The 14077-nt window shown below is 52.7% G+C and carries 11 protein-coding genes; 2 read left to right on the forward strand and 9 right to left on the reverse strand.

Features of this window, described 5'->3' with window-relative positions:
- The first annotated feature begins 569 nt into the window (after positions 1-569).
- Positions 570-995, forward strand: coding sequence for a UBA domain-containing protein (locus Afil_RS02275; protein ID WP_230266906.1), 426 nt, complete (start codon positions 570-572; stop codon positions 993-995).
- A gap of 313 nt (positions 996-1308) precedes the next feature.
- On the opposite strand, the gene Afil_RS02280 is transcribed toward Afil_RS02275, so the two are convergent.
- The 9 genes from Afil_RS02280 to Afil_RS02320 all read right to left on the reverse strand — a co-directional run bounded on the left by Afil_RS02280 (position 1309) and on the right by Afil_RS02320 (position 13220).
- Positions 1309-1896 carry a formate/nitrite transporter family protein gene (locus Afil_RS02280; RefSeq protein WP_230266907.1) on the reverse strand — a complete coding sequence of 196 codons (588 nt, stop codon included), beginning with the start codon at positions 1894-1896 and terminating at the stop codon, positions 1309-1311.
- Positions 1897-1911: 15 nt separating this feature from the next.
- Positions 1912-2610 (reverse strand): orotidine-5'-phosphate decarboxylase, encoded by a 699-nt coding sequence (pyrF, locus tag Afil_RS02285; RefSeq protein ID WP_230266908.1) that lies wholly within the window; start codon positions 2608-2610, stop codon positions 1912-1914.
- A 266-nt stretch (positions 2611-2876) separates the two neighbouring features.
- Positions 2877-3791 carry a dihydroorotate dehydrogenase gene (locus Afil_RS02290; protein WP_230266909.1) on the reverse strand — a complete coding sequence of 305 codons (915 nt, stop codon included), beginning with the start codon at positions 3789-3791 and terminating at the stop codon, positions 2877-2879.
- Positions 3791-4525: a dihydroorotate dehydrogenase electron transfer subunit gene (locus Afil_RS02295; RefSeq protein WP_230266910.1), complete on the reverse strand. Its 735-nt coding sequence runs from the start codon at positions 4523-4525 to the stop codon at positions 3791-3793. The genes Afil_RS02290 and Afil_RS02295 overlap by 1 nt, the downstream gene beginning before the upstream one ends.
- A gap of 2 nt (positions 4526-4527) precedes the next feature.
- Positions 4528-7740, reverse strand: coding sequence for a carbamoyl-phosphate synthase large subunit (gene carB, locus Afil_RS02300; RefSeq protein ID WP_230266911.1), 3213 nt, complete (start codon positions 7738-7740; stop codon positions 4528-4530).
- Positions 7733-8824, reverse strand: a complete 1092-nt coding sequence (carA, locus tag Afil_RS02305) for a glutamine-hydrolyzing carbamoyl-phosphate synthase small subunit (protein WP_230266912.1) — start codon at positions 8822-8824, stop codon at positions 7733-7735. Before carA ends, carB begins: the two co-directional genes overlap by 8 nt.
- 19 nt (positions 8825-8843) lie before the next feature.
- Complete coding sequence (locus Afil_RS02310; protein WP_230266913.1) at positions 8844-10157, reverse strand: dihydroorotase; 1314 nt, start codon at positions 10155-10157, stop codon at positions 8844-8846.
- 117 nt (positions 10158-10274) lie between these two features.
- Entirely contained in the window at positions 10275-11183 is a 909-nt protein-coding gene (locus Afil_RS02315; protein ID WP_230266914.1) for an aspartate carbamoyltransferase catalytic subunit, read from the reverse strand.
- Positions 11184-12167: 984 nt separating this feature from the next.
- Complete coding sequence (locus tag Afil_RS02320) at positions 12168-13220, reverse strand: DNA/RNA non-specific endonuclease (protein ID WP_230266915.1); 1053 nt, start codon at positions 13218-13220, stop codon at positions 12168-12170.
- A 383-nt stretch (positions 13221-13603) separates the two neighbouring features.
- On the opposite strand from Afil_RS02320, the gene Afil_RS02325 reads away from it, so the two are divergent.
- Positions 13604-14059 carry a CBS domain-containing protein gene (locus tag Afil_RS02325; protein ID WP_230266916.1) on the forward strand — a complete coding sequence of 152 codons (456 nt, stop codon included), beginning with the start codon at positions 13604-13606 and terminating at the stop codon, positions 14057-14059.
- The last annotated feature ends 18 nt before the right edge of the window (positions 14060-14077 follow it).

The raw sequence follows: 14077 nt of genomic DNA on the forward strand, positions 1-14077 counted from the left end.
GTTAATCAACCATATTTATTCAAATTTATTCATTAATTTTCTTTTTATCCTTTGATTCCATCTATTTTCGTTCAGTTTCTTTCTTATTTGTTCAAAACTATTCATATATTTCATATTTATCCAAAAGCAGAAACGCTGCACCCGGCCTTGGAAGCCCGCAAAATGGCGTCAAAGGCTCGCTCAGCTCCTTATTTGTTCATAGTACTCCAATAAAGAGCCGCTTTCGTCCAATTCTGAAAGATCGTCCGGAGGAAAGAAAACGGGACGAACGTTCTGTCCCTGGATAATTGGCGGCTTTATCTGACGAAAAAACTGTCCAGAACACGTAAGCCTGTTTTTCGGAATGGAACGGGAAGTTCAGATGCTTCCGGAACCGGTCACGAAGCTTCAGATTTTTAAACAGGAACAAACTCTCTGAATCTCACACATAAATTGCGGGTGTGCTTCGTCACAGCCGGTATTTTCAATTCTGGCCTTTCTCAAATCCGCTTCAGACTGTATCCTGTCTAGTAGACGGATGCCTCCGGGCGAATGGAGGACATCCACATAGATCTTGGAGGATTTATATTTTGAAAAAGACCGTTTATACACTGCTGAGCGCAGCTCTGCTGCTTACCATGGCCGGCTGCTCCAGCAAGCCTGCAGACTCCAGCACTTCGTCTGCAGCCGGATCATCCGCTGTCTCCGACGCTTCCGCCATTACGAGCGAAGGCACTTCTTCCGCGAAAGAAGAACCTGCAGAACCGGCAATTTATGCGGTAGGCGACATTCTCGCCAACACGCCGTTCTCCCGTCAGTCGGTCATCAATCAGCTGATCGACATGGGCTATTCCAAATCCACCGCAGAAAGCGCCGTTGACGAATACGGAGCTGACTGGGTAGAAAACGCGAAAGAAATGCTGAATCGTCTCGACAAGAAAGATCACGACGAAGCGATCCAGACGCTGCTCGACTTTGGTTTCACACAGGAAGAAGCCGAAGCGGCTGTTGAATAAGCTGTTGAATAATTGAAAAGAAGTCATTCCAGTACCAGACCCATTTCAGGCGCTCTGCCCGCTGTTTTTACAGCCGGTCGAGCGCCTTTTCCTGTTTTCAGCTTTCCTTATCATCTTTTTCCTCTTACCTTTTTCCTCTTCCCGCTTCCCTTTCTTTTCTCTCTTTCGTGTCCAGTTTTCAGGGTACCCTTTCTTCCTTGCTCTGGGTATGCGGCTATAAAAAAATCCGTCTGGATTTTGCCGAACAATCGGACAGTCCAGACGGATTACCATTCCTTTTTGAAATGCAGCTTTGAAACACAGCGTTTCGAGCTTAGTTTTTGGCTTTTGCCTGCAGTGACGGCCAGCGGAAGATGGCTTTGTCTTCGACCATCAGACGGCAGATCACCGCGCCAAGCGCGTTGCCAAGCAAAATCCAGAGCAGGTTGAGCGACCATTTCCAGGCCAGCGCCATATAGGCGAAGTCGGCGATGGAGTGTTCAAATCCACAGAGGATAAATACCGTGACGCAAAGGAAGCATCCAGCGTGAAAGCCTCTTTTCCAGGAGCTGACCGCCAGATACATGAGAACGCCGCAAAACGTCCCGTTAATGAGGGCGACATACCAGCTCAGGGCGTCTTTCTTTTCCACCAGTGCCTGCGCGGTTTCAATCACCGGCGTGTTCGTGCGCAGCAGCAGACAGACAATTCCGGCACCGATCAGGTTGCCCAGAAGAATACGGAGAAACGGCAGGTCCTGCTCGCCGAAAAAGCCGATTTTCCCGGTGAAGAGATCAAGCTGATAAATGATGACAAACGCCAGGCCGAAGCCGAAAAAGAGGGCGCCCAGCGGCGCTTCGGCACGAAGGAACAAATACGCGGCAATCGCAATCATTCCGCCGGCCGCAATCGATTTTTTCATGGAAAGCGGCCCTGCTTACGCGTTCATCACCGCTTCGATGGCTTCAAACGTGGCTTTCGGATCCGCTGCCTTAGTAATGGAACGACCGACAACGATGTAATCGCATCCCTGTTTGCGGGCGAATTCCGGGGTGGCGACGCGCTTCTGGTCGTCCTTGGAATCGGTGGCCAGACGAATGCCCGGGGTTACAGTAAGGAAATCTTCGCCGCAGGCTTCCTTGATCGCCTTGGCTTCATGGACGGAGCAGACCACGCCGTCCAGACCGGCTTCCTTGGCCGCTTTGGCGTAGCGAATGACGGAATCGATGACTTCGCCAGGGATGCCCTGCTGTTCGTTCATCGCTTCCTTCGACGTGCTGGTCAGCTGTGTTACCGCGATGACGAGCGGCTTCTTGCCTTCGCCGGCACCGAGTTCAATGCCTTCCTTGGCGGCTTTCATCATTTCGATGCCGCCGGCCGCATGGCAGTTGACGATATCGGCGCCCAGAGCCGCCAGGTTTTTCATGCCGCCTTTTACGGTGTTTGGAATATCGTGCAGCTTCAGATCGAGGAAAACGTCATGACCCATCGCCTTGACTTCACGGACCATGTCCAGACCTTCCGCATACGTCAGTTCCATGCCGATTTTTACGGTGACGGGCTGATCAAACTGGGAAAGGAAATCCAGGACTTCCTGACGGCTGGAAAAATCCAGCGCAATAATTGTTTTGCTCATAAATTCTCCTTCTCTCGCTTTCGTGTTCTTCTGATGTTTCGCCGTTCTGCGCTTTCGAGCGTAGTCGGACAGGCATTTACGGATCGAATCGAGCCAGGCGCAGCAGGTCGCGCCTGGCGGTGCAGTTTTCGATCGCCTTTACTGTATCGAATCCTGTCTGAAAATGACAAAGAATCCAGCTTTCGTACGAAAAAGGGCTTTTCTTCTCTTCGTTTCGCCTCAAAAAAGAAGCCGGCAGTCGACCGGCTTCTTCGTTTTTAAAAGACTTAGTTTTTCGGAAGCGCTTTGCCAATGGCTTCCTTGACCGAGTTCAGACGGTATCTGGCCAGAGCGGCAGGAAGTTCATCGATAATGCGCGGGCATGCCCACGGATCGACCAGATTTTCGCTGCCGATTTCCACAGCGCTTGCGCCTGCGTACAGGAATTCCAGAACATCTTCGGCGCATGTAATGCCGCCGCAGCCGATGATTGGAATGTTTACAGCCTGTGCACAAAGGTAGACCGCACGGATGGCGATCGGCTTAATCGCCGGTCCGGAAAGACCGCCTGTGACGTTGCCAAGCAGCGGTTTTGCGGTGCGCAGATCGATGCGCATCGCCGGAACGGTATTGATCAGAACGATACCGTCAGCACCGGCCTGTTCCACCGCCTGCGCGATTTTCGTGATATCCGTTACGTTTGGCGAAAGCTTCACGTAAACCGGCTTGTCGGCAACGGCCTTCGCCATACGGGTGACTTCCGCAGCCAGTTCGGGATTGGTACCGATGGCCATGCCGCCGGCGGAAACGTTCGGGCAGGAGATGTTCAGCTCAAACGCCTTGATAACGTCCATGCCGCGCAGCTGTTCAATGACCAGCGCGTAGTCCTGCAGACTTGCGCCCGCCACGTTGGCGATGACTTCGGTATCAAACTGTTCCAGAAACGGAAGTTCGCGGGCTTTGACGAATTCCACGCCTCGGTTCTGCAGACCGATGGCGTTGATCATGCCCGACGGAGCTTCCGCGATGCGCGGCAGAGGATTGCCGGCGCGGGGATCGGGCGTAATGCTTTTGACGCAGCAGCCGCCCAGAAGGCTCAGATCGTAAATCATCGAAAATTCACGGCCAAAGCCGAAGGTTCCCGAGGCAGGAATAACCGGGTTTTTCAGGTTCAGACCTGGAAGCTGTACAGAAAGATCCATTACAGTACCACCTTTCCAATCGGGAATACGGGTCCGTTCTTGCAGACGCGAACCTGCATGCCGTTGCGATCCGTCATGACGCAGCCGTTGCATACGCCAAAACCACAGCCCATGCGAGCTTCTAACGATACATAGCCTTTGGTGTAGGCATTGCTGACGGCGCGCAGCATCGGAAGCGGGCCGCACGAGAGGACAAAATCCGTCTCGATGCCCTTAGCGCGAACGCCGTCCAGAACGGTGCCCTTAATGCCGGCACTGCCGTCCATCGTGCAGATGACGGGCGAAATGCCCAGATGCTCAAATTCATCGACGTAGAAGACATCGCCGGCACTGTTAAAGCCCAGAACGACATCCACTTTAGCGCCTTTTTCAAGATAGGCTTTTGCGGTATACAGCATTGGAGGCGTTCCGACGCCGCCGCCCAGGATCAGAACTTCTTTCTGATCCGTGATCGGAAAACCGGTTCCCAGCGGACCGAGCAGCGAAAGGCAGGTGCCCGGTTCCATCGTCGACATTTTGTCGGTTCCGTTTCCCATGATTTTGTAAACCAGCGTCAGGCGGTCTTCTTCCACCCACGATACGGAGATCGGGCGGCGAAGAAAGTAGCCGGGCAGCGCCACATCCACAAACTGGCCCGGTTTGGCCAGCGCGGCGAGGTCGGTTTTCAGAACCATTTTGTAAACCGAATCGGCGATGGGGGTATTGTTAAGGATTTCTGCGTTGGATTGTTTCATGTTTATTTCCCCATTTCGTTCATGGAAATCATCGAGAAGGAAAGGGATTCAAGAACTTTGAGAAGCGCGTTGGCGGTATCGAGGGACGTCATGCAGAAAATGTTATTTTCCGAAGCCACGCGGCGGATGATAAATCCGTCGTCCTCGTTTTTGCGCGAATGACGGCTCATCGTGTTCACTACGAAGTTGACGCGGCCGTTTCGGATGACATCCACAACCGATTCCACATCGCCGCCCTGATTTTCAATCTTGGCAGCGTCGTGAACGAACAGGCCATGTTCGCGCAGGAAGCGAGCCGTACCCGGGGTGGCGTAAATGCCGTAACCGATCGTCGCAAAACGCTTAGCCAGCGGCAGTGCGTCTTCCTTGTCCGCATCCGCAATCGTCAGCAGGACGTTGCCGTGCGGAGAAACTTTAATACCAGCGGCAACCAGGGCTTTATACAGCGCCTTTTCAAGGTTGATATCGGAGCCTAACGCTTCACCGGTCGATTTCATTTCCGGTCCAAGAACGGTGTCTACGCTGCGCAGCTTGGCAAAGGAGAAGACTGGTGCCTTGACGAAGACGCGGTGCGCGTCTTCCGGACGATAGCCAGGTTCATAGCCCTGTTCGCGCAGGGAGTGGCCAAGTACCGCCATCGTCGCCGCATGGGACATCGGCGTACCGGTAATCTTGGACAGGAACGGAACGGTTCTTGAAGATCTCGGATTGACTTCGAGAACATACACCTGATCATTATGATCAACAATAAACTGAATGTTGTACAGTCCGATGAATCCGAAACCTTGACCGATCCGGATGGCGTAGTCAATAATAGTACTTTTTACTTCGTCGCTGATCGTCTGGGGCGGATAGACCGAAATGGAGTCGCCGGAATGGACGCCGGCGCGTTCGATATGTTCCATGATGCCCGGCAGATAGACGTCTTTTCCATCGGCGATGCCATCGATTTCCAGCTCCTTGCCGACGATGTACTTGTCGACCAGAATCGGAGCGTCATGGGAAATTTCCTTAACCGCGTTGCCCATGTATTTCACGAGTTCATCGTCATCGTGAACGATTTCCATAGCGCGGCCGCCCAGTACGTAGGACGGACGAACGAGAACCGGATAGCCGATGCGCTTGGCGATGTCGAGCGCTTCTTCAACGGTAACCGCGGTTTCGCCCTGCGGCTGCGGGATATCAAGCTTTTTAAGCATCGCTTCAAATTCATGACGGTCTTCCGCAAGGTCAATGCTCTTGAGCGACGTACCGAGAATCTTGACGCCGTGTTCGGCAAGGGAAGCTGCCAGGTTGATGGCCGTCTGGCCGCCGAACTGAACGATGACGCCTTCCGGTTTTTCGAGATCGATGACTTCCATGACATCTTCGGTCGTCAGCGGTTCGAAATACAGCTTGTCGGAAATCGAGAAGTCGGTCGATACCGTTTCCGGGTTGTTGTTGATAATGATGGCTTCATAGCCGGCCGAACGCAGCGATTCGACGCAGTGTACGGTCGCGTAGTCAAACTCGACACCCTGACCGATACGGATCGGGCCGGAACCGAGAACGATGATTTTCTTATTGTCGGAAGGAATGCTTTCGTTTTCCTGCTCATACGTCGAGTAGAAGTACGGGGTGGCGGAAGTAAATTCGCCGGCGCAGGTGTCAACCATTTTGTAAACCGGAACGATGCCATTGGCGTGACGCAGGTCATACAGTTCCTTTTCCGGCACGTTCCAGGCTCTGGCGATGTAGGAATCGGAGAAGCCGTTTTGCTTGAGGATGGCGAGCGTTTCGACATCCATCGGTTTTGCCATCATCAGGGATTCGAGGTTGATGATGCGCTCGAGATGCCACAGGAAGAACGGGTCGATCTTCGTCATATCGTGAAGTTCTTCAATCGTGCCACCGTCGCGCAGCCATTTGCCCAGCGCGTACATGCGCAGATCGCTCTTGCCTGTGATCAGCTTGGCGAGATCTTCCCTGGACAGTTCGTCAAGATCCTTTAAGTACAGATGATCGACTTTCATTTCCAGCGAACGTACGCCTTTGAGGAACGATTCCGCAAACGTACGGCCGATGGACATGACTTCACCAGTCGCCTTCATCTGCGTACCGAGGGTACGGTCGGCGTTCGGGAATTTGTCGAAGGGAAAACGCGGGAACTTGGAAACGATGTAGTCAATCGCCGGTTCGAAGCAGGCGTAGGACGATTTGGTAATCGGGTTGAGAATTTCATCGAGGGTCAGGCCGACTGCGAGTTTGGCCGAAATGCGCGCGATCGGATAGCCGGTGGCTTTGGACGCCAGCGCCGAAGAGCGGGATACACGCGGGTTAACCTCAATGACGTAGTACTTGAAGCTTTCCGGATCGAGGGCGAGCTGTACATTGCATCCGCCGCAGATTTTCAGGGCGCGGATGATTTTCAGCGAAGCTGAACGAAGCAGCTGGTTTTCGCGGTCGGTCAGCGTCTGTACCGGAGCGACAACGATGGAGTCGCCGGTATGAATGCCGACAGGATCCACGTTTTCCATGTTGCAGACCACGATCGCGTTGTCGTTGGTATCGCGCATAACTTCGTACTCGATTTCCTTGTAGCCGGCAATCGACTGCTCGATCAGGCACTGGTGAACTGGGGAAATTTTCAGACCGGCATCGCAGATGGTGCGCAGTTCTTCTTCATTGTCCGCAAATCCGCCGCCGGTTCCGCCCAGAGTGTAGGCCGGACGGACAACGACCGGGTAGCCGAGGGTTCTGCAGTATTCCACTGCCTGATCCACGGTGTGGACGATGTCGCTTTCCGGCACCGGTTCGTTAATTTCACGCATGAGCGAACGGAAGAGTTCGCGGTCTTCCGCCTTGTTGATGGCGGAAAGGTCGGTACCGAGGATTTCGACACCGTATTCATCGAGAATGCCGTCTTCCGCCAGTTCAACAACCAGGTTCAGACCAGTCTGGCCGCCGAGGGAGCCAAGAACGGCATCCGGGCGTTCCTTATAAATAATGCGTTTGGCAAAGTCGAGGGTAATCGGCTCGATGTACACCTGGTCGGCAACAACCGAGTCGGTCATGATGGTCGCCGGGTTGGAGTTGATCAGAATGACTTCATAGCCTTCTTCACGCAGCGACTGGCAGGCCTGTGTTCCTGCATAGTCGAATTCGGCAGCCTGGCCGATGACGATCGGGCCGGAGCCGATAACGAGAATTTTATGGATATCCGTACGTTTAGGCATTCTTCTTTTTCTCCTTTTCTTCTTCCATCAGCGCCATGAAGCGGTCAAACATTTTCTTGGAGTCGTTCGGGCCGGCATTGGCTTCGGGATGGAACTGAAGCGAGAAAACCGGGTATTCGGTATGCATCATGCCTTCGCAGGACTTGTCGTTCAGCGCGACATGCGTCATTTTCAGACCCGTTCCTTTCAGCGAGTCCTTATCGACCGCATAGCCATGGTTCTGGCTGGTAATTTCCACATGGCCGTCTTCGAGATCAACAACTGGATGGTTGCCGCCGCGATGGCCGAATTTCAGCTTGTAGGTTTTGGCACCGCAGGCCAGCGCGATCAGCTGATGGCCCAGGCAGATGCCGAAGATGGGTACTTTTCCGATCAGATTGCGGATCGTTTCAATCGATTCCGGCAGATCTTCCGGGTTTCCAGGACCGTTCGTGAGCATGACACCGTCCGGGCGGAAGTTCATGATCGTTTTCCAGTCGGTGTTATACGGAACAACGACGATGTCGCAGCCGCGCATCGACAGTTCGCGCACGATGCCCAGCTTGGCGCCAAAGTCCATCAGGATAACTTTCGGTCCGCGGTTTGGTACCGAGTAAAGCTTGGAGGAGCTTACGCGCTTTACCTGATCGTGCGGCAGTTCCGTTTCCTGCAGCGTTTTCACAATTGCGTCCACATCGGCGTCGACATTGGCCATCGTCGCGCGCATGGTGCCGTGTTCACGGATGCGGCGGGTCAGCGCGCGGGTATCCACTTCGCTGATGCCTGGGATATTTTCGTTTTTGCAGAACTGGTCGAGCGATTCGCAGGCGCGCCAGTTGGAGTAGTCGTCACAGAGATTTTTGACAACGAAACCGAACGCAGCCGGTTCAATGCTTTCCCAGTCGTCGCGGTTTACGCCGTAGTTTCCGATGAGGGGGTACGTCATCAGAATGATCTGACCGCAGTAGGAGTTGTCCGTAAGGATCTCCTGGTAGCCGGTCATTGAGGTGTTGAAAACAAGCTCGCCGATCTGGAAATTGTCGGAGCCGAAGCCCTTGCCTTTCCAGACGCTGCCGTCTTCAAGAATCAGCAGTCTGTCTTCCATATTTATTTATCCTTTCTATTTATTTATCCTTTCTGGTCCATACCGGGCGGCCCTCCGACCACGTCTGCATGACGCACACATTCGCTGTCCAGCCGCCAAACGGCGTATTTTTCCCTTTCGATTCAAAATCGGCGGGGTCAATGGTGTAGGTTCGATCAAAATCCGCCAGGAAGAAATCCGGGCGATAGCCTTCGCGCAGCTCGCCGGTCTTTTCCAGACCGAAGCGCTTCGCGGGCTTTGCGGCCATCCACTCCAGCAGCTGTTTCAGACTCCAGCGTTTCTGGCGGTCCACAAACTCGGTGTACAGCAGCGGGAAGGCGGTTTCGAGAGCAACGATGCCAAAGGGCGCCTTGTCCATCGGCCGCGTTTTTTCTTCCATCGTATGCGGGGCATGGTCGTTGGCGATGAAATCCAGCGTTCCATCTTCCAGCCCTTCAATCAGCGCCATGCGATCTTCATGCGAACGCAGGGGCGGATTCATTTTTTCCATCGCATCCTGAACGTCCCTGTCTTCCAGGAGCAGATGATGTGCAGTCACTTCGGCGGTGCAGTTGACGCCGTCGCGCTTGGCCTGCCGCAGTGCTTCCACGCTTTCTTTTGCGGAAATGTGATCTGCATGGTAAGCCACCGGAATCTGGCGTGCATAGCCGAGATCGCGAATGAGCTGGGCGCTTTCACAGGCGCTCGGAATACCGATCCAGCCATTCTTTTTCGCGTACGGACCTTCATGCACCGAAGCGCCCGGCGCGCGATAGTTCATGTCTTCGGTATGGCAGGAAAAGAGCACATCGGCTTCCACTGCCTTTTTCATGGCTTCCTGCATGACATCGCCGCTCGCTACGCCGACGCCGTCATCCGAAAACTGATGAATGCCGAGTTTTTTCAGCGCCGCATAGTCGGTCGGCGTCCTGCCGGCTTCATCGTCGGTGATTGTTCCAAACGGAATCACGCGTACAACGGCATCGTTCGCGATTTTTTCCAGATACGGTTCCATCGTCTCTACAGTTGATGGATACGGGCGAAGGTTTGGCATCGCGAAGATCGTCGTAAAGCCGCCGGCAGCCGCCGCCCGGCTTCCCGCGGCAATCGTTTCCTTGGCTTCGTAGCCTGGTTCGCGCAGATGCACGTGGGTATCAACCAGACCGGGCAGTACAGCCAGGCCCTTGGCATCGATAATTTCCACATCGTCATCGACTTCAATTTCTGGCGCGATCTGAAGGATTTTTTCCTGATCAAACAACATTTCCAGATTCTGAAGCGAACCGTCATAAAAGATGCGGGCGTTCTTGATCTTGATGGGGTGAAGCCCGGAAAATGCGGGTTTCGTGTTCACAGAGATTTCCTCCTTTATTCGGGTTTCTCTTATTTATCGTAGATTTAACGGAAGGCTCCGTCTTATCTTTCCTGGATTCGTAAGTGTTTCTGGCCGGTTTCGCCGGCTTTTTATGGCTCAGGCCTTGCTTCGGCCAAAAGGCTCGAAGCCGAGAGCACGGCGGACAACCGCCTTGCGGACGAGGACCCCGTTTTTCATCTGCTGGAAAATGCGGCTGCGGCTGCATTCCACCAGATCGGTATCAATTTCCACGCCGCGATTGACCGGCGCCGGATGCATGATGATCGCATGATCCTTCATGCGCTTTTCCCGTTCTTTCGTCAGGCCGTAGCGGCTGAGGTATTCCTCGTCGCTCAGGCTTTCGAGGCGGGCGCCGCGTTCACGCTGAATGCGCAGCAGGATGAGGACGTCAGCCCATTCAATGTTTTCGTCCAGATCCACAAACGGGTAGCCTTCGCGTTCCCATTCTTTCGGTCCCGCAAAGCGGACTGTCGAGCCGAAGCGTTCGAGGGCTTCCTTGTCGCTGGCCGCAACGCGGGAGTGAGCGACATCGCCGCAGATGAGCACGTTGAGGTGATCAAGGCGGCCAAATTCGTTGTAAATCGTGAGCAGATCGAGCAGGCACTGTGTCGGGTGATTGCCCTTGCCGTCTCCGGCATTGATGATGGGAACTTCAATATTTTCCAGTTCGCGGAAATATTCGTCCTGGGCGCTCCGGATGACCAGAACACCGTAGCCGAGCGCCTCAAAAGTGCGCACGGTATCGTAAAGCGTTTCCCCCTTTGTCAGCGAAGACGATTCGGGGTTGAAGTCGGCGGCCTGCAGTCCAAGCTGGTATTCCGCGCTTTCAAATGAGTAGTGTGTACGAGTCGAAGGCTCAAAAAAAAGATTAGCAGTAAGTTTCCTGGATGAAACAGGAACCTGCCAATCTGATTGAGAACTATAAAAAACCTTCGCATCATTGAGAATATCGAGGATATCCTGATTGGATAAATCCTTCATAGTGAGAAGCGACTTTGGATTCATTCACTTACCTCCCTGATGTCCAGATCCATGGTGATGATCAATTTGATCTTTTGGATTATAGCGCAAGTCCCCGCAGGATGACAAACAAATTTCAAGCGTCGTACCCTGCAGGAATTTTTCCCCTCCGGATTGCACCATTTCCCTTCTTTTGGATCATTTTCAGAATGTATCTCTTCGAATTAGGAACTATACCATGCGCAGTAAAAAAGAAAAATCAGACGATCCGCGTCAGGCAAACGGAAAATGGTATAGGGGCAAGCAGAGCCAAAAGCGTAGATACAGATCGGCAAAAGTAAAAAACGAAATTTCCACTTTACATAAAGCATATACATCCATTTTACCCTAAAAAAACTGTCAAAGATTCGATGGCGACGCGAGTCTTTGCAGGAATTTTCCGCCCTTGGACTGCACCGCTTTCTTTCTTCCAGGCCATTTTCTGAATGGATCTCTTCGAATCCGGAACTCCACTTTGCGCAGGAAAAGGGAAATCAGATGATCCGCGCCAGACAAACGGAGAATGGTATGCGGGAAAGCCAGAACAAAAAGTGCAGCTACAGATCGACAAAAGCCAAAAGCCCGATATCCGATTTACATAAAGTAAATACAGACTTTTTAGGCCAAAAAAAACTGTCAAAGTTTCAATGGCTGCGCAAAGAAAAAACATCCTGCAGGAAAACAGAACCAAAATGTGTAGCTACAGATTTGCAAAAAAACTAAAAAGGATATTTTCGCTTTATATAAAGAAGATATAGACTTTTTTTCACCTGAAAAACTGTCAAAGATTCAATTGCCATCCCAGTTCCTGCAGGAATATTCCGCCTCTGGACTTTGCCGTTTCCCTTCTTCTGCGCCATTTTCCGAATGGATCTCTTCGAATCCGAAACTATGTTCTGCGCAGTAAAAATGGAGTGCCGACCGGTTTTCGACACTCCGTTTTTCTGTTTCCTCATTTTTTCACGTTTTTTACTGCCGGACTGGGCGCACTTACGGGTTGCATCGTTTGCAGGGCTGATAGCCTTCCGCAATCAGCGCATCCCGGCTGGCAACGACATCCTTGCGGTTTTTCGGTTTCATATCCGCGACGGACTTGCAGTCGGGGTGATGGAACTTATGCGTATTCGTATTGCAGACGTAGGACGCTTCGGCAGCCGGAGCCTGGGCGGGTGCCTGGGCATCGTCGCCAGAAGGAGCGGCCTGTTCCTGACCCGTTCCGCCGACGGCGATGGTTCCGTCCGCTTCATTAGATCCGTCAGCATAATTGATGGCCACACCCGGTTCGCGGTTGTACGCAAAGACGCAGAACTGCAGTCCCTTTCCGTCATCTTCGACAGATTTGGCTTCCATCAGGACACCCTGAGCAACCAGATCGTTTCCTTTGTAAATTGGGGTCACCCGGTACATGACGTGGTTTCCCGTCTGTTCAATATAGTCCCGGGCCTGTGTCTCATACGGAAGCATGCCTTTCGTATTCATCGTCCGGGTTCCGGTAATGAGGTTGCGCGGATTGGCGTTCTGACCGGAAAGCATGTAAGCCACCAGATGGCAGCGGTTGTACACATAGCCGTTTTCCACAAACGGATATTCCTTGTTTTCAAAACCGGTCGGATGCACGGACGAAATATCGCCGCGATCTTCCTCCGGCATGATTTCCTGACCTAAAGAGGCGTAGCCCATAGTCGCTCGGCCAAACGCATCCAGATCGAAGTAATGCTGGAAAGCCTGCGTCGTTTCTTCGTTTTCTTCAAAAAACGGGACGTTGTCATGTATGATCGCCACCGGATTTCCGGTATAGGGCGGAATGTCGTCCGCGGTAAAGTCGTAGCCAGGCGCGTACGGCTCGCTTTGACTGTCTGCCGCGGCCGTTTGCGAACTTTGCGAAGACAGGCTGGACTCATTTTGCAGGGAAGACGTTTGCTGACTTTGCGAAATGGAAATCGAACTTTGCGACCGGCTTGCATCCTCGACGGAAGAAGCGCCGCATGCCGTCAGCAGCGGGATCAGAAGCAGCACAAGGGCGCGGTTTAAAATCCTGGACATCGTTCTCGCCCGTTTTCGCACTCTGTGCGAAAATCGATGCGCAGAAGAATTAAAGGGGTTCATCGTCTCAGTTTCCTTTCCGTAAAAGACCAGCCCCTTTTCCATCGCCAGAAAGCCCGAAAAATCCGCTTTGATTCCGATTATGGGAAGAGTGTGGTCTCTCTTTTTTCTCTCATTCGTCTATATTTTGGACCAGTTGTCAGAGATTTAGAATTATTCGGGCACAATTATCCGTTAAATAAGGCGATTTCGAATTTCGCCGAAATCGTCTCGTAAAATTTGGGGTCCTTTCTGGCGTGTATGCGCTTTCGTCATCTTCACATATTTAGGCGCTAATCCTTTGAAATCTCTTTTTTAGAATGATTTTGGAAATGAGGAATTCCATGAACAATAACATTATTTTCTATCTCACCTTTAAAAAAGATCTTGTCTTCTTCTACGAGAATCTTCCGCTTCGCGAAGCCCTCGAACTGATGTACAAACACGGCTATACCGCCATTCCGGTCATCGGTCTGGACGGTACATACGTCGGCACCGTCAGCGAAGGCGACTTCCTGTGGTTCATCCTGCAGAAAGGCGCGGATGCAAAGACGCTCGAATCCTATACAGTAACCGACCTGATTCGCGACGACTTCATGCCGCCCGTCAACATCAGCGTTTCCATTGACGACATTCTGGAAACCGCCCTCCACCAGAACTTCGTTCCCGTCGTCGATGACCGCAGCATCTTCATCGGCATCATCACCCGGCAGACGCTGCTGCGCGCCCTGGGTTCTTCCTCTTTGCAGCCTTCGCTTGCCGCGATGCCAAATTCGGAAAACGCCTCAACGCGCATCTAGCGGCGCGATCCGAAACCT

It is taken from the genome of Allobaculum fili, assembly GCF_020969955.1.
GTDB lineage: Bacteria > Bacillota_I > Bacilli_A > Erysipelotrichales > Erysipelotrichaceae > Allobaculum > Allobaculum fili.